The following is a 15,055-nucleotide window of genomic DNA, read 5'->3' as shown; positions in this document are numbered from 1 at the left end:
ATCGTCCTCGCCGTGGCGGCCCTTGGCAACTCGGGTCCGCGGGCCGACTGCACGGACGAACGTAAGGTCAGTCCGCTGACCTGCGCGAATCTCGGCGGATCGGATGATCCGGCGGTATCTCGACCAGCACGATCGGCACCCCGTCGGGGTCTTTCACCCACATTTCGATGAGTCCCCATGGCTCCTGAACGGGCGGCCGATCGATGGCGATGCCCTTCAGCGCGAGCTCGGCCGCGGCGTCCGAGGCGTCGCGCACCTGGAGCCAGAGGGCACCCTCGAACGCGGACGCCCGACCCGATCCGCCGTGCGCGGCCACCTCGACCAGCGACTGTCCAGCGAAGAAAACCGTGCCGCCCGGATACTCCCGCGCGATGGCCAGCCCGAGCCCGTCGCGATAGAACTCGAGCGTGCGCGGGTAGTCGGCCGGCCGCAGAATGATTCGGCTGCTGAGGATGTCCATGTCAGAAATACCAGGGGTAGGGGGTCCAGTCGGGCTTGCGCTTCTCCAGGAACGCGTCGCGGCCCTCGACGGCCTCGTCGGTCATGTAGGCCATTCGGGTCGCCTCGCCCGCGAACAGCTGCTGGCCGACCAGTCCGTCGTCGAGCAGGTTGAACGCGTACTTCAACATTCGTTGCGCCTGCGGGGATTTGCCGTTGATGTCGGCGGTCCAGTCCAGCGCGGCGTCTTCCAGCTCGGCATGATCGACGACCTTGTTCACCGCGCCCATCTGGTGCATCTCCTCGGCGGTGTACGGGCGGCCGAGGAAGAAGATCTCGCGGGCGAATTTCTGGCCGACCATTTTCGCCAGATAGGCGCTGCCGTAACCGCCGTCGAAGCTGCCGACGTCGGCGTCGGTCTGCTTGAAGCGGGCGTGCTCGCGGCTGGCCAGGGTGAGGTCGCAGACCACGTGCAGGCTGTGCCCGCCGCCCGCGGCCCAGCCGTTCACCAGCGCGATGACCACCTTCGGCATGAACCGGATGAGTCGCTGCACCTCGAGGATGTGCAACCGGCCCGCGCGGGCCTGGTCGACGGTATCCGCGGTGTCGCCGCTGGCGTACTGGTAGCCGTTGCGGCCGCGGATGCGCTGATCGCCGCCGGAGCAGAAGGCCCAGCCGCCGTCCTTCTCGCTCGGGCCGTTGCCGGTGAGCAGCACCGCGCCGACGTCGGAGGTCATCCGCGCGTGGTCGAGCGCCCGATAGAGTTCGTCGACCGTATGCGGGCGAAACGCATTGCGCACCTCGGGACGATCGAAAGCGACACGGACGGTGCCCTGTTCGATGTGCCGGTGGTAGGTGATATCGGTCAGATTCTCGAACCCGGGGACGGGTCGCCACAACTTCGGATTGAACGTCACCCCAGTGATTATTGCCCTCGGCTCTGACCCGGCCTGAGCGGCGTGCGGAAGCGCCCTCACTTGACGGTGTAAAATCAGGCGTTACCGTGCATATATGAAAGATCGAGTGAAACCGGTTATCGACCGCAGCGCGGTGGACGAATCCCGGTACGAGAAGCACGGGGGATTCCCGAAGGTGTCCCGCGCGAAGATCGGGCGCAACTTCGGCCCGTTCGTCGAGGCGATGCGGACGCTGCAGGATCTCGCGGTGTCGGTGGACGCGCCCGACGAGGTCTTCGGTGCCGCACTCGATCAGGCTCACCAACTCATCGCGCTGCTCGAGCCCTACCGCGCACCGGAGCTCCAGGGACCAGCGGGCCGCGCCGTCGAATTGCCCGGCCGTGGCAGTCTTTTGCTGTTGCCGTGGCAGGTGGCCGAGGCGGGCCCGGACGGCATCCGGATGACCGGCGAGTTCCGCCGCTTCCATCTCGGCGGCAACGGCGCGGCGCACGGTGGCGTGCTGCCGCTGCTGTTCGACGATCTGCTCGGCATGATCGTGCACTACGCCGGACGGCCGATCAGTCGCACCGCGTATCTGCATGTGAACTATCGCAAGATCACTCCGCTCGAGACACCATTGACGGTGCGGGGTCGTGTCGATCGCACCGAGGGGCGCAAGACCTTCATCACCGCCGAATTGCTCGATGAGCAGGGCAATGTGCTCGCCGATTGTGAAGGATTGATGGTGCAATTGCTGCCGTGGCAGCCTTGAGCCGGTGAGTGTCGCGACCAGTCGCGCGAGGATGCGTATAGTTGCGCCTGCTCGTTCATCGAAACCTATTCCGGAGGACCTGAAAGTGGTTGCAGCACTGTCTGAATCCCTGCTCGACGACGCCAAGCGCCCGGCTTTTCTTGCCGATGCCGTCGAGGTTCTTGATGCCGAGGTCTCGGACAAGGGTGGTGCGTCCGGCCTGGCTGTGAAGGGTGGGTACGCGGCGGTCAAGAAGATCAGCCCCTCGATCGTGCCTGATGGGCTGGAGTCGTTGGCGCCCAAGCTCGTTGCGCAGCTGGACCCGTTCTGGCAGGAATTCACCGCATCGGGAGCGTCGGGAAAGTTCGGCGATCTGCTGGTCGCCAAGTCCGACCAGGTCGCCGAGGCACTCCTGTCGGTCACCGACGCCCGCGCCGACGCGTCCACCCGGCCGGCGCTGAAGAAGGTCTACTCGTCGATGCGTTCGTCGGCGAAGAAGAATGTCATCGAGGCGCTGCCGCGCGTCGGCGACCTGATTCAGAAGCACGCTTGAGTTGAATTGCAGCGCCTGCGGCGCTGCGTGTTCACGGCCCCTTGATGGCTCGCGGCCGAGCGACCGATGCTCGCGACTACGTCGCAATCGCATCGGCCGCTCGGCCGCGAGCCGGGCCGCAAACGATCAATGCTCGGTCTCGCTTCGCTCGAAACCGGGGGTACTACCGAGGGGCGGATTCGGTCCGGACAGCGGGATCGTCGATAGCATCGCTGAATGGCACTCGAGGGTGGAGCTTTCGGTGTGAGCAGGGTGACGGAGACGCGGCCCCTACTGTCTGAGAGGCTGGAGACGTGAACCCGTCTACAGCACAAGCGCAGGTCGTGGTGGACGAACTCGCGCGTGGAGGGGTGCGCGACGTCGTTCTGTGCCCCGGCTCGCGCAACGCCCCGCTGGCCTTCGCGCTGCAGGCCGCCGACGCGGCAGGCCGGCTGCGGCTGCATATGCGCATCGACGAGCGGACCGCGGGCTTTCTGGCGATCGGATTGTCGGTGGCCAGCCGCCTCCCGGTGCCCGTGGTGATGACGTCGGGTACCGCGGTGGCCAATCTCGGCCCGGCCGTGCTGGAGGCCAATTACGCGCGCATTCCGCTGGTCGTGCTCAGTGCCAACCGGCCGTACGAGATGCTCGGTTCCGGCGCGAATCAGACGGTGGAGCAGCTCGGGCTGTTCGGTAGCCAGGTCCGCGCCACCATCAGCCTCGGCCTGGCCGAGGCGGAGGCGTTGACCGCCGACTGCGCGGAGTACGGGCATCAGAACAGCCAGTGGCGCTCGGCCGTGTGCCGGGTGCTCGCGGCCGCCCGCGGCACCCGCTCCGGCAACGCCGGTCCGGTGCACTTCGACATTCCGCTGCGCGAGCCGCTGGTGCCCGACCTCGCGCCGGGCGAACTGGCGCCGGGCGGGCGCACGGACGACCAGGCGTGGACCAAGACCCAGTACGCCACGCTGGACGTGCCGCTCGATCTCGATCTCACCCCCGACACGGTGGTCATCTCCGGGCACGGCGCCGGGCTGCGGCCGGAGCTGGCCGACCTGCCCACCGTCGCGGAACCCACCGCGCAGCTGCACGGCCCCGCGCTGCATCCGCTGGCGCTGCCGCTGCTGAAACCGCGCCAGGCCATCATCACCGGGCGCCCGACCCTGCATCGCCAGGTGTCCAAAGTCCTTGCCGACCCGGCTGTTCGGGTCTACGCGCTCACCACGGGGCCGCGCTGGCCCGATGTCTCCGGCAATGTGCTCGGCACCGGAACCAGGGCGGTCACCACCGGCGCGCCCCGGCCGGAGTGGCTGGCCTACTGCCGCGAACTCGACGCGAAGGCGAATCAGGTGGTGCGCGAGGAACTCGACCATCACCCGAAGCCGACCGGGCTGCACGTGGCGGCGGTCGTGATGAACGCGCTGCGTGATGGCGATCAGCTCGTGCTCGGCGCGTCCAATCCGGTGCGGGACGCGGCGTTGGTGTCGCATCCGCGCCCTGGCATCAGGGTGTTGTCGAACCGCGGTGTCGCCGGCATCGACGGCACGGTATCCACCGCCGTCGGAGCCGCGCTGCGGCACGAGGGCCGCACGGTCGCGCTGATCGGTGACCTGACGTTCCTGCACGACGCGTCCGGCCTGCTGATCGGTCCCGGCGAGCCGCGGCCCGCCGATCTGACCATCGTGGTGGCCAACGACGACGGTGGCGGCATCTTCGAGCTGCTCGAGCAGGGCGATCCGCAGTACGCGGGTGTCTTCGAGCGCGTCTTCGGCACGCCGCACGGGATGGACCTGGCCGCGCTGTGTGCGGCTTACCGGATCCCGCACAAGCAGGTCGACCCCGAGCAGTTGGCGGTCGAACTGACCGGAAACGCGCATGGCACCCGGGTGCTGGAAGTGGCTACCGAGCGCTCCAGCTTGCGCGAGTTGCACGCGGCGGTGCGTGCCAAGATCTCGCCGTAGCGGAGTCCGTGTGCCGCACCCGTTTTCGGGGCGGTCAGGCGGGATCTGGTTCGTCGTCGAGAGGGACCGTGATCGACTGTTCGATCACATCGGCCGGATCGGCGCGTCCCGCGTCGAGGGTCTCGGCAATCTCCTGATCGACGCCGCCGTCCTGATCGGGTCCTTCGTCCAGGTAACCGGTGTCGTTCGGATACGCGGGGATCGACTGCTCGGCGAGGTCGGCTTCCGGAACCGCGTAGATGTCGGCGGACGTGCTGCGATTGGTCATGGGTGCTCCTCTCCGCAGTGGCTTCGATAGCGGGCGTACCCCGTCATGGCGCGCCGTAATCGAGGCGGACAACAGTTCACGCACTGTCGAGCATGCGCCAGGCGCGGTGCGCGAGCAACCCCGTGGCGTCCGGCTATTCGCCGTCGAGCGCCCCGGTTCCGTCGGCGGGATATTCGACCAAGGCCAGCGTGCGGGCGGCCATGAACCGCGCGGTCCGCACCGGCGTGCCGGTCCGGGTTACCTCGGTGACTTCCACGACGCCGCGCGCGATGCGCACGTCGACTCGCCGGCCCGCGCGGGTGGCTACCACTTCATAATTTCGAGACCCGTCACCGAAGTCGACGACGATCTCCACTCGATCACCCTTCATCCACCAATTGTCCTCTTTTCCAGCGCTTTTCGCTGTCACGACTTGGTCGCGGTGCGGGGTCGCGCGGGCCGTTGGACGGCGGCGGCAGGCAGGCGAATTCGTCCGGCGAAGCGCGCGGGCGGCGCACCGATGAATCCCGCCGCGTCGCGTCGTCTGCACATCGAGAGACATCCAGCGTGCCCAGGAGAACTGATGAACCAGGAATTCGATTTCGAACCGGCGGCCACCGCACTCGAGACCGTGGTCTGCCGCATCACCGACGATCAGCTCGGCGCCGATTCGCCGTGCGCCGACACCACGGTGCGCGACCTGCTCGCGCACGTCGTCGACCTGACCGAGGCGTTTCGGCAGGCCGCGACCAAGGAGGCCGTCGGCGGGTCGGTCGCGCCGTCCATCGGGGCGGAACGCGCGCTGCCCGGCGATTGGCGCACCCGCATCCCCGCGCAGCTGAAGGCGCTCGTCAGTGCCTGGCGTGCGCCGGACGCCTGGGACGGCGTGACCGAAGCTGGCGGCGTCAGCGAGCAGGCGCCGGTGATGGCCAGGATCGCGCTGGACGAAATCGTCATCCACGGCTGGGATCTGGCCAAGGCCACCGGCCAGCCGTTCACCGCCACCGCGGCCGACCTCGCCATCCTGCTCGACCTGCTCCGCGAAACCCCGACCGCGGGCACCCCCGGCCTCTTCGGCCCGGTGCTCGAGGTCCCCACCGAGGCCTCCGCCCTCGATCGCGTGCTCGCGCTCACCGGCCGCAGCGCCGACTGGACGGCTTAACTCGGCGTAGCGAACGTGCCTGCGGTGACGGCGTTCACGGCGGCGCGGGCGGCCGAGGTCGCGGCGTGCTCATCGATCGGATCGCCGCTGGCCAGCAGGCGGTAGTACAGCGGGGCGGATACCGCCGACAGCACGGCGCGCGCATCGGTGCCCGCGGGCGCCTCGCCGCGTTCGATGGCGCGTTCGACGCAGGGTGCCCATTCGGCGAGGCGGACATCGTAGAAGCGACGCAGCGCGGCGGCGGCGGACTCGTCGCAGGTGGCAGCGGCGATGACGGCTTGAAAGAGCTTGCCCTGGCGCGGATCCGTCAGCGTCTCGGCGACCAGGCGGGCGTTGGCGGTGAGGTCGCCGAGCAGTGATCCGGTGTCGGCGCGCGGCACGGACTGTTCGGCCATGTCGACCAAAAGGTCGGTGACCAGGCCGGTGGGAGTGCGCCAGCGCCGATAGACGGTGGTCTTGCCGACCGCCGCGGCGGCGGCGACCTCGGCGAGGTCGAGGTGGGCGAACCCGCGCTCGGCCAGCAGGTCACCGGCGACCTGCAGCACGGCCTCGCGGACCCGCGCGGTGCGTCCACCGGGGCGAACCGAGCCGGGGACCGCGTCGTCTCCAGTCATAATGGGTCTCCAGTTTCATTTAGTGTTGAACGGGTGTACTGTTTGACGCGTTAACGGAACTATAGACCCTTTAGGAGTCAACATGGAGTATCGGCGGCTCGGCGCATCAGGTCTGCTCGTTCCGGCCCTGAGCTTCGGCGCGGGCACGTTCGGCGGACGCGGCGAGCTATTCAGCGCCTGGGGTGACACCGATGCCGAGCAGGCACGGCGGCTGGTCGACATCAGCCTGGAGGCGGGCGTGACCATGTTCGACACCGCCGACGTCTACTCCGACGGCGCCTCGGAGGAGGTGCTCGGCGCCGCCATCAAGGGCAGGCGCGATCAGCTGCTCATCTCCACCAAGGCGTCGCTGCCCACCGGGCCGAGCCCGACGCAGGCCGGTTCCGGGCGGGCTCGGCTCATCGGGGCGGTGGAGGCCTCGTTGCGCAGGCTCGGCACCGACTACCTCGACCTGTTCCAGCTGCACGCCTTCGACGCGGGTACCCCGGTCGAGGAAGTTGTTGCCGCACTGGATGATCTGGTCCGCGCGGGCAAGATCCGCTATCTCGGTGCCTCCAACTTCGCCGGTTGGCAGCTGATGAAATCCCTTGCCGCCGCCGACAAGCACGGCTTGACCCGCTATGTCGCGCACCAGGTGTACTACTCGCTGGTCGGCCGCGACTACGAGTGGGAACTCATGCCGCTCGGCCAGGATCAGGGCGTCGGCGCCGTGGTCTGGAGCCCGCTCGGCTGGGGCAGGCTGACCGGCAAAATCCGCCGCGGCCAACCCCTTCCGGCGGGCAGCCGCCTGCACCAGACCGCCGAGGCCGGCCCGCCGGTCGACGACGAGAAGCTCTACGACGTGGTCGATGTGCTGGACGAACTCGCCGCCGAAACCGGCAAAACCGTGCCGCAGATCGCCCTCAACTGGCTGCTGCGCCGCCCCACCGTCGCCACCGTCATCGTCGGCGCCCGCAACGAGGACCAGCTGCGCCAGAACCTCGGCGCCGTCGGCTGGGAACTCACCGCCGACCAGGTCGCGCGCCTCGACAAAGCCGGCGCCACCACCCCGCCCTATCCCTACTACCCGTACTACCGCCTGCCGGACTTCGCGCGCCTCAACCCGCCAGCGGTGTAGACCGCTTCGGTCCGGCGCGCTGGAACCCTGTGTGCCGCAGGCTCACCCCGATCGATCACGGATCAGTAGACGTCGCGAACGTAGCGTTTTTGGGTGATGAGTTGTTTGCGGAAGGCCAGGGCGCCTGCTTCGTCCAGGTTGCCGTGGACGCGGGCGATGCGGAGCAGGGCATCGTCCACGTCCTTGGCCATCCGGGTCGCGTCGCCGCAGATGTAAAGGTGGGCGCCGTCGGCGAGCCAGGACCAGAGTTCGGCGCCGTGTTCGATCATCCGGTGCTGCACGTAGATTCGCTCGCGTTGGTCGCGGGAGAAGGCCAGGTCCAGTCGGGTTAGGAAGCCGGAGCGGAACATGTCTTCGAGTTCGGTGCGGTAGTAGAAGTTTCGGGCCGCGTGCTGTTCGCCGAAGAACAGCCAGTTGCGCCCGGTGCAGCCGAGTTCTCGGCGCTCGTGCAGGAAGCCGCGGAACGGCGCGATACCGGTGCCCGGCCCCACCATGATCATCGGTGCCGTCGGGTCGGCCGGCGGGCGGAAATGCGGTGCGCGCTGCAGGAAGATCGGCACCACGGTGGGGTCGGTGCCCGCCCGGTCGGCCAGGAAGGTTGAGCAGACGCCGCCGCGCCGGGCCGCCGATCCGGTGGCGGCGGGATCGCCGTAGCGCACGATGCCGACGGTCAGCTGCACCTCGTCGGGGCTGACCAGCGGGCTCGACGAGATCGAATATTGGCGCGGCTGCAGCTTTTTCAGCGTGCCGAGCCAGTCGACCAGATCGGCCCGCACCGGGAAATCGCGCAGCACGTCCACCGCCTGGCGATCCCACAGGTAGTTGTCGAGCTCGTTGCGATTGTCCCGGCGTAGCAGCTTGGCCAGCCGGATGTTCGGATTGCGGTCCGCGATAAAGGTGAGCAGGTCGTTGCTCACCTTGCTGATGTCGTAGTGCGTGCGCAACGCCTCGGACAGCGGCAGTTCTCGATCGTCGACCTCGATGACGCGGCGCCCGTCCAGCCCGGTGGTGGCGAGCCATTCGTGCACGAGCACTGTGTCGTTGGTCGGCCAGACGCCGAGCGAATCACCTACCTCGTAGTCGGCTTCGAGGTCACGTAGGTCGAAGCCGAACTGCCGCACCTCTTTCGCCGAGCCGCCGAGGGTGAGCGATTCGTTGCGCACCAGCGGCGCCGGTACCGGCGTCTGCCGAGTGAACGGGGCGATCTCCCGGCGGGTCCGTCCCGGGGCGGGGGCGGCGGCCCGGGTGAGCACGGCCGTCATGGTGCCGCTGCGGGCTGCCCGGCCTGCCGCCGAGCCGTTCGGCGGTGGGCGCGGATCATCGTCCGGCGCGGCACCTGCCATCGTCTCGCCGAGTACCGCCACGATCGAGTCGAGCCAGCGCTCGGCGGGGTCCTGGAAATCGGGTTCGCTGTCGACGCGCGGAAGCAGCCGCGTCGCACCGTATTCGGCGAACTTCTCATCCAATTTGCGGCCGTGCCCGCAGAAGTCGTCATAGGACGAGTCGCCGAGCGCGAACACCGCGTAGCGCATGCCGGTGAGCTGAATCGCGGTGTCGTCGAGCCGGTTCCAGAAGTCGGCACCGTTGTCCGGCGGGCCGCCGTCGCCGAATGTGCTGCTGATCACCAGCACATCACCGGTCAGCCCGTCGACCGCGCACGAGTCCATGTCGACCAGCCTTGGCGCGAAACCACATTCGGCCAGCCGCGCTGCCACGGTCGCGGCGAGTTCCTCCGCGGACCCGGTCTGTGATGCCCACAGCACGGTCACCGGGTGCGCGGGCGCCGCGTCAGCGGCGGCGGTGGCAGCGCGGGAGTACATCCCGGCCAGCACGCCATCGACCCACAACCTGCTCTGCGCCGACATCGGCGCGGCGGCCGGCAGTACGGGCAGCCCGATCACCGGAATCGCCTGTAGCGCCGCCAGATACCCGCTGAGATAGATCCGCTCGGTCTCGGTGAGCATCGGGGTCGCGGCCGCGGCCAGCCCGAACGCGGCGGCCAGCGGGTGTGCCGTGGCCTGTGCGGGCGTCGGCACCGAAGGCGCTTCCGGCGGATCGGCCTCCGGCACGGCTACCCGGCGCAGCGAGACCGCGCACGCCTTGAACTCCGGTTGCAGCGAGGCCGGATCGACGGCGTCGTTGGTGACCGCGTTGATCGTCAGATACTCACCGTGCTCGTCGTTCCAGTGGAACGGCGCGAAACAGTCGCCCGGCCGCACCCGGTCGCTGATCTGCACCGGCAGCACGGCCCGCCCACGCCGCGACGCGATTTCGAGTTGATCACCCGCCCGCAGTCCGAGCCGTTCCGCGTCGGCCGGGTGCACCTCGACGAACGGCTGCCCGGTGATCTTGTTCAGCTTGTCGATCTTCCCGGTCTTGGTCATGGTGTGCCATTGATGTTGCAGCCGACCGGTATTGAGCAGGAAGGGGAAGTCGTCATCGGGCATTTCCGCAGGCGGAAGGTGCGGACGCGGCCAGAACACCGCCCGCCGGCTCGGCGTGGCGAACGCAAGCCGCGGCTGCTGACCGTCCGCGTCGACGTGCAGGTGCTGGCTGACGCCATCATTGACATACCGAATCGGATTACGCGAGCGCTCGCCGTCGGGACACGGCCACTGCATCGGGCCTTCCCTGAGCCGCTCGAAATCCATGCCGCGCAGGTCATATCCGGTGGCCGGGTTGGCGAACTGCTTGATCTCGGCGAAAACCTCGGCGCTGGAGCCGAACTCGAAGCCGGCGAAACCCATCGCCGTGGCGACCTGAGCGATCAGCAGCCAATCCGGGCGGGCGTCACCCATCGGATCGACGGAACGCTGCAGCAACGTGACATTGCGCTCCGAATTCACCATCACCGCATCGGCTTCGGCCCACAGCGTGGCGGGCAGCAGCAGGTCGGCATAGGCGTTGGTGGCGGTCTCGGTGTAAGCATCCTGGGCGATCACCAACTCGGCGGTCTCCAGCCCATCGAGCACCGTCTTGCGATTGGCCACGGTGGCAACGGGATTCGTGCAGATGATCCAGGCGGCCTTGATCTTTCCGGCGGCCAGTTCCCGAAACATCTCGACGGTGCCCGGCCCCACTTCGCTACGTACCGTGCCGGGCTCGAGTCCCCACGCGGTCTCGACGAAGGTGCGGTCGGCGGGGGAGAGCACGCTGCGCTGACCGGGCAGGCCCGGGCCCATGTAGCCCATTTCCCGCCCGCCCATCGCATTCGGCTGCCCGGTCAGCGAGAACGGCCCGCTGCCGACGCGGCCGATCGCGCCGGTGGCCAGGTGCAGATTGCAGAGCGCGTTGGTATTCCAGGTGCCGTGGGTGGACTGATTGAGGCCCATCGTCCACAGCGACATCCACTCGCCCGCCTCGCCGATCCACTGTGCGGCAGTACGGATATCGGCCTCGGCCAGTCCGGTGATCTCGGCGACCTTCGCGGGCGGGTAGTCGCCGAGGAACTCGGCCATCCCGTCCCAGCCCTCGGTGTGCTCGGCGATGAAATCCCGGTCGATGTCACCGTTTTCGACGAGCAGGTGCAGCAGGCCGTTCAGCAGCGCCAGATCGGTGCCCGGCGCGATCTGCAGGAACAGGTCGGCGCGGGCCGCGGTGTCGGTGCGCCGCGGGTCGACCACGATCAGCCTCGCACCCGCCTTGCGCCGATCGGCCATGCGCAGGTACAGGATCGGGTGGCAGTCGGCCATGTTCGCGCCGATCACGAAGAACAGGTCGGCATGTTCGAAGTCGTCATAGGAGCCGGGCGGACCATCGGCGCCGAGCGATTGCTTGTATCCGGTGCCCGCGCTCGCCATGCACAGCCGGGAGTTGGCCTCGATGTGCACGGTCCGCAGGTAGCCCTTGGCCAGCTTGGTCGCCAGGTATTGCGCCTCGAGCGACATCTGCCCGGAGACGTACATCGCGATCGCGTCGGGTCCGTGCTCGTCCAGGATCGCGCGCAGCCGGTCGGCCGCCTCGCGCACGGCGTCGTCGACCGGCACCGGGATCGGCTCCCGACCGCGCTCGGGCCGCCGGTACGCCGTCGCCATCCGACCGGGCGTCCGCATCAGTTCCAGGTGGGTGGCGCCCTTGGTGCACAGCCTGCCCGCGTTCGCGGGATGCAACTTGTCGCCGCTGACCTTGGCGATGACCGGCGCCCCGTCGGCGCCCGCACGGGTCTGCACCGTGATGCCGCAACCGACGCCACAGTACGAGCATGCCGTCCGCGCGGTGCGGTCCGCGGGTGTCGTGCCTGCGTCCACCATGCCCCCGATCATGGCCATCGCCGATTGCGGCGGGTTTACCCCGCGTTATCGACGTGTGACAATGACCCTCTCCAGCGGAAAAGTGGCCGGTGAGGTGTGACGGAGATCGCTGTTATCCGAGCTTGTACGCGCGATGCAACGCGACGATCCCGCCGGTCAGATTGCGCCACTTCACCGAGGACCACCCGGCGCCCGCGATCCGCAATGCCAGCTGCCGCTGGTTCGGCCAGGCCCGAATCGATTCGGCGAGATAGACATACGCGTCGGGATTGCTGCTGACCGCGCGGGCCACTTTCGGCAGCGCCTTCATCAGGTATTCCATGTACACCGTGCGGAAGCCGGGCACGATCGGCGTGGAGAACTCGGCGATGACCAGCCGGCCGCCCGGCTTGGTGACCCGCAGCATCTCGCGCAGCGCGGCGTCCGGATCGGCGACATTACGCAGCCCGTAGGAAATGGTCACCGCGTCGAACGACTCGTCGGCGAACGGCAGCGCCATCGCGTCGGCCGCGACCATCGGCACCTTGCGGTACTTACCGGCCGCGAGCATGCCCTGGGAGAAGTCGGCGGCCAGGCACCAGGCGCCGGACTTCGCCAGATCGAGGGTGGACACCCCGGTGCCCGCCGCGAGGTCGAGCACCCGCTCGCCCGGCCGTGGCGCCAATGCCTTGCGCACCGACCAGCGCCAGTAGCGATCCTGACCACCGGAGATCACCGTGTTGGTCAGGTCGTACCGTTTCGCGACACCATCGAACATCGACGCAACCTCATGCGGCTGCTTGTCCAACGAGGCCCTGGTGGATTCCGTTTCAGCCACGCTCATCCGCCTCTCCGCGTATTCAGGCCATACAAGTCGGAGCCTCCTGGTTCGCGTACAGGTCTTGCGTCGGATGCCCCGCGTTTTCCGGGCGTACCCGACGAGTTACCCATGTTTACACGAGGCCGGTCGTGGCCTGCCGATCGCGGGTCAGGCCGTATGCGGAAGCCGCATTCGGGTACCGGTCACGTCCGCGTAGTGCCCCATCAGCTCGGTGCAGATCGCGGGCCAGGTGCGGTGCAGCACCGATTTGCGTGCGGCACCGGCGAATCGGGCCCGCAGCACCGGATCATGCAGTGCCGCAACGGCACTCGGCAGGAGTTCGGTGAAACGGTCGACCGGGAGCAGATAGCCGTTGCGGCAGTGCGCGATCAGGTCGCGCGGTCCGCCCGCGTCCGGGCCGATCACCGGGATGCCGCAGGCCATGGCCTCCTGCACGCCCTGGCAGAAGGTTTCGTGCTCGCCCGCGTGCACCATCACGTCCAGGCTCGCGTACGCCTGCGCAAGGACCTCGCCGCCCAGCTCGCCGGTGAACACGGCGGTCGGCATCATCCGCGCGAGCCGGTCCCGCTCCGGCCCGTCTCCGACGATCACCAGCTGGATGTCCGGGTCGTTGCCGAGCACCGCGAGCCGCTCGACGTGCTTCTCCGGCGCGAGTCGTCCGACGAAGCCGACCACCAGCTTGTCGCCGTCGAGCCAGGAATCCCGCAGTTCGGTGCGGCGCGCGGCCGGGTTGAACCGGGCGATGTCCACGCCACGGCCCCAGCGATGCACCCGCGGAATGCCGTGCTGCGCCAGGTCTTCCGCGGCCGCCCGGGACGGCGCCAGCGTCCTGGTCGCGCCCTCGTGGATGCGTCGCGTCCAGGCCCAGGCCGCCCGGCTGGCCAGCGCCAGCCCGTAACTCTTGGCGAATCCGGCGACGTCGGTCTGGTACACCGCCACCGTCGGCAGGTCCAGCCGCATCGCCGCCGCGAGGCCGCCGGCGCCGAGCAGGAACGGCGAGGCCAGATGCACCACGTCCGCGTCGAAATCCTCGATGGCCGAGACGATGCCGGGCTGCGGCAGCCCCACCGGCAGCGAACTGATCTTCGGCACCATCACCGCGGGCACCCGGTGCACCCGGAATCGGTCGTGCCAGCGCGCGGCGGGCGGTAGCCCGCGCGGGGTGTCCGGCGCGATGATCAGCGCGTCGTGGCCGTGCCGGTCCAAGTGGTCGACCACCCGCAGCACCGAGTTGACGACACCGTTCATATTCGGCAGAAACGACTCCGCAACGATCGCTACACGCACCCTCTCAGGGTGGCCGCCGCAGCGCGCCGTGTCGTCACACACGCGTGAAGGACACCTAAAGATCGAGCGAACACCTCGGGCCGATCGGCGGTTCACATGCCGAAAGCGTGGAACCGCGGATCGGCCATGCCTTCCTCGGTGGCGATCGCGCCGAGCAGGGTGCGCAGCGCGGCGACGGCCTCGGCGCCGTGGGCACGGATCAGGCGTTGCTCGTAGCGGCGATGGAACTTCTTCGCGGTACTGAGCAGCTCGGTGCCCCGCGCGGTCGGGTACAGCAGCTTGGCCCGTCGATCGTTCGGGTCGTCGCGCCGTTCGAGGTAGCCGCGTCGCTGCATGTCGTCGACGATCTGGGCCGCGCCCTGCTTGGTGATCTCCAGGCGCTCGGCCAGTTCGCTGATGTTCATCGGCCTGCCAGCCAGCGAGCGCAGCACGTACCCGTCGGAACGGCCGGTGTCCTCGAATCCCTGCGCCGTCACGGTTTCTCGGAGCTCGCGCACGAACTCCTGGTAACCCAGGCCGAGCAGGATGCCGAAATCCAGGTCTTGCGATGCTGCCGTCATATTGCCATGATAGACAAGCCAACTTGAACAAGCTTACTTGTCTATCTAGGAGTGACATGCTCGTCATCAAAGCCGCCGACGCACCCCGTTTCGAGGTGCCCGGCGCTCAGTTCACCGCCATGGCTTCGCCGACCCGCGGCTCGGCCGAGGTCTGTACCTGGCGGCTCACCGTCACGCCGCGGCACCAACCGGACGGCGCACACGTGCTCGATCGCGACGAGATATTCATGGTTGTCGCCGGAACACTCGACGTCAGCGGGCAACTCCTGGAGGCGGGCGACGTCGTCGTTGTGCCTGCGGGCAGCCCCATCGCGGTAGGCAATCCCGGCGACGAACCGGCCGAGGCGTTCATCGCGATCGCCGCGGGCTTCGAGGCCGTCATGCCGGACGGCAGCCGGATGTCGCCGCCCTGGGCGCAGTAGT

The 15,055-nt window shown here is 68.5% G+C and carries 16 protein-coding genes; 6 read left to right on the top strand and 10 right to left on the bottom strand.

The window, feature by feature from the left end; translation table 11 throughout:
* Positions 1-67 precede the first annotated feature (67 nt).
* Positions 68-460 (bottom strand): VOC family protein, encoded by a 393-nt coding sequence (locus tag ACIBCN_RS10730; protein ID WP_396991298.1) that lies wholly within the window; start codon positions 458-460, stop codon positions 68-70.
* A 1-nt stretch (position 461) separates the two neighbouring features.
* Positions 462-1,355, bottom strand: a complete 894-nt coding sequence (locus ACIBCN_RS10725; protein WP_396991297.1) for a 1,4-dihydroxy-2-naphthoyl-CoA synthase — start codon at positions 1,353-1,355, stop codon at positions 462-464.
* A 94-nt stretch (positions 1,356-1,449) separates the two neighbouring features.
* On the opposite strand from ACIBCN_RS10725, the gene ACIBCN_RS10720 reads away from it, so the two are divergent.
* The 3 genes from ACIBCN_RS10720 to menD all read left to right on the top strand — a co-directional run bounded on the left by ACIBCN_RS10720 (position 1,450) and on the right by menD (position 4,575).
* Positions 1,450-2,106 carry a PaaI family thioesterase gene (locus tag ACIBCN_RS10720; RefSeq protein WP_396991296.1) on the top strand — a complete coding sequence of 219 codons (657 nt, stop codon included), beginning with the start codon at positions 1,450-1,452 and terminating at the stop codon, positions 2,104-2,106.
* 85 nt (positions 2,107-2,191) lie between these two features.
* Entirely contained in the window at positions 2,192-2,638 is a 447-nt protein-coding gene (locus tag ACIBCN_RS10715) for a DUF6918 family protein (protein WP_396991860.1), read from the top strand.
* Between the two features lie 293 nt (positions 2,639-2,931).
* Positions 2,932-4,575: a 2-succinyl-5-enolpyruvyl-6-hydroxy-3-cyclohexene-1-carboxylic-acid synthase gene (gene menD / locus ACIBCN_RS10710; protein WP_396991295.1), complete on the top strand. Its 1,644-nt coding sequence runs from the start codon at positions 2,932-2,934 to the stop codon at positions 4,573-4,575.
* A 34-nt stretch (positions 4,576-4,609) separates the two neighbouring features.
* Here menD and ACIBCN_RS10705 read toward each other — a convergent pair whose 3' ends face one another.
* From ACIBCN_RS10705 to ACIBCN_RS10695, 3 genes are all read right to left on the bottom strand, one after another.
* Complete coding sequence (locus tag ACIBCN_RS10705) at positions 4,610-4,843, bottom strand: hypothetical protein (protein ID WP_396991294.1); 234 nt, start codon at positions 4,841-4,843, stop codon at positions 4,610-4,612.
* Between the two features lie 133 nt (positions 4,844-4,976).
* Positions 4,977-5,213 carry a hypothetical protein gene (locus ACIBCN_RS10700; RefSeq protein ID WP_396991293.1) on the bottom strand — a complete coding sequence of 79 codons (237 nt, stop codon included), beginning with the start codon at positions 5,211-5,213 and terminating at the stop codon, positions 4,977-4,979.
* Between the two features lie 35 nt (positions 5,214-5,248).
* On the bottom strand, positions 5,249-5,374 hold the full coding sequence (locus tag ACIBCN_RS10695) for a hypothetical protein (protein WP_396991292.1): 126 nt from the start codon (positions 5,372-5,374) through the stop codon (positions 5,249-5,251).
* Between the two features lie 31 nt (positions 5,375-5,405).
* Between ACIBCN_RS10695 and ACIBCN_RS10690 the strand changes: the two genes are divergently transcribed.
* Positions 5,406-5,984 (top strand): TIGR03086 family metal-binding protein, encoded by a 579-nt coding sequence (locus ACIBCN_RS10690; RefSeq protein ID WP_396991291.1) that lies wholly within the window; start codon positions 5,406-5,408, stop codon positions 5,982-5,984.
* On the opposite strand, the gene ACIBCN_RS10685 is transcribed toward ACIBCN_RS10690, so the two are convergent.
* Positions 5,981-6,598, bottom strand: coding sequence for a TetR-like C-terminal domain-containing protein (locus tag ACIBCN_RS10685; protein ID WP_396991290.1), 618 nt, complete (start codon positions 6,596-6,598; stop codon positions 5,981-5,983). The two genes, ACIBCN_RS10690 and ACIBCN_RS10685, sit on opposite strands and share 4 nt — an antisense overlap.
* A gap of 82 nt (positions 6,599-6,680) precedes the next feature.
* On the opposite strand from ACIBCN_RS10685, the gene ACIBCN_RS10680 reads away from it, so the two are divergent.
* Positions 6,681-7,715, top strand: coding sequence for an aldo/keto reductase (locus ACIBCN_RS10680; RefSeq protein WP_396991289.1), 1,035 nt, complete (start codon positions 6,681-6,683; stop codon positions 7,713-7,715).
* 62 nt (positions 7,716-7,777) lie between these two features.
* On the opposite strand, the gene ACIBCN_RS10675 is transcribed toward ACIBCN_RS10680, so the two are convergent.
* The 4 genes from ACIBCN_RS10675 to ACIBCN_RS10660 form a co-directional block, all read right to left on the bottom strand.
* Positions 7,778-11,965, bottom strand: a complete 4,188-nt coding sequence (locus ACIBCN_RS10675) for a molybdopterin-dependent oxidoreductase (protein WP_396991288.1) — start codon at positions 11,963-11,965, stop codon at positions 7,778-7,780.
* 112 nt (positions 11,966-12,077) lie between these two features.
* Positions 12,078-12,788 (bottom strand): demethylmenaquinone methyltransferase, encoded by a 711-nt coding sequence (locus tag ACIBCN_RS10670; protein WP_396991287.1) that lies wholly within the window; start codon positions 12,786-12,788, stop codon positions 12,078-12,080.
* A gap of 144 nt (positions 12,789-12,932) precedes the next feature.
* Positions 12,933-14,072 (bottom strand): glycosyltransferase family 4 protein, encoded by a 1,140-nt coding sequence (locus ACIBCN_RS10665; protein ID WP_396991286.1) that lies wholly within the window; start codon positions 14,070-14,072, stop codon positions 12,933-12,935.
* Positions 14,073-14,164: 92 nt separating this feature from the next.
* The gene (locus ACIBCN_RS10660) at positions 14,165-14,632 is read right to left on the bottom strand and encodes a MarR family winged helix-turn-helix transcriptional regulator (protein ID WP_396991285.1); all 468 of its coding nucleotides are present in this window, start codon (positions 14,630-14,632) and stop codon (positions 14,165-14,167) included.
* Between the two features lie 56 nt (positions 14,633-14,688).
* Between ACIBCN_RS10660 and ACIBCN_RS10655 the strand changes: the two genes are divergently transcribed.
* Positions 14,689-15,054, top strand: a complete 366-nt coding sequence (locus tag ACIBCN_RS10655; protein WP_396991284.1) for a cupin domain-containing protein — start codon at positions 14,689-14,691, stop codon at positions 15,052-15,054.
* Position 15,055: the final 1 nt, after the last annotated feature.

Origin of the sequence: Nocardia sp. NPDC051052 (assembly GCF_044456045.1) — a bacterium.
In the GTDB taxonomy this organism is placed as follows: domain Bacteria; phylum Actinomycetota; class Actinomycetes; order Mycobacteriales; family Mycobacteriaceae; genus Nocardia.
Note: the sequence above shows the minus strand (reverse complement) of the source record. Positions and strands in the feature narration are given on the sequence as shown.

Excerpts from the sequence above, each read along its gene's own strand:
- ACIBCN_RS10720 (WP_396991296.1), top strand. The coding sequence starts at position 1,450 with ATGAAAGATCGAGTGAAACCGGTTATCGACCGCAGCGCGGTGGACGAA.
- ACIBCN_RS10655 (WP_396991284.1), top strand. The coding sequence starts at position 14,689 with ATGCTCGTCATCAAAGCCGCCGACGCACCCCGTTTCGAGGTGCCCGGC.
- ACIBCN_RS10730 (WP_396991298.1), bottom strand. The coding sequence starts at position 460 with ATGGACATCCTCAGCAGCCGAATCATTCTGCGGCCGGCCGACTACCCG.
- ACIBCN_RS10685 (WP_396991290.1), bottom strand. The coding sequence starts at position 6,598 with ATGACTGGAGACGACGCGGTCCCCGGCTCGGTTCGCCCCGGTGGACGC.
- ACIBCN_RS10660 (WP_396991285.1), bottom strand. The coding sequence starts at position 14,632 with ATGACGGCAGCATCGCAAGACCTGGATTTCGGCATCCTGCTCGGCCTG.
- ACIBCN_RS10675 (WP_396991288.1), bottom strand. The coding sequence starts at position 11,965 with ATGGTGGACGCAGGCACGACACCCGCGGACCGCACCGCGCGGACGGCA.
- ACIBCN_RS10700 (WP_396991293.1), bottom strand. The coding sequence starts at position 5,213 with ATGAAGGGTGATCGAGTGGAGATCGTCGTCGACTTCGGTGACGGGTCT.
- ACIBCN_RS10680 (WP_396991289.1), top strand. The coding sequence starts at position 6,681 with ATGGAGTATCGGCGGCTCGGCGCATCAGGTCTGCTCGTTCCGGCCCTG.
- ACIBCN_RS10695 (WP_396991292.1), bottom strand. The coding sequence starts at position 5,374 with ATGTGCAGACGACGCGACGCGGCGGGATTCATCGGTGCGCCGCCCGCG.
- ACIBCN_RS10690 (WP_396991291.1), top strand. The coding sequence starts at position 5,406 with ATGAACCAGGAATTCGATTTCGAACCGGCGGCCACCGCACTCGAGACC.
- ACIBCN_RS10705 (WP_396991294.1), bottom strand. The coding sequence starts at position 4,843 with ATGACCAATCGCAGCACGTCCGCCGACATCTACGCGGTTCCGGAAGCC.
- ACIBCN_RS10670 (WP_396991287.1), bottom strand. The coding sequence starts at position 12,788 with ATGAGCGTGGCTGAAACGGAATCCACCAGGGCCTCGTTGGACAAGCAG.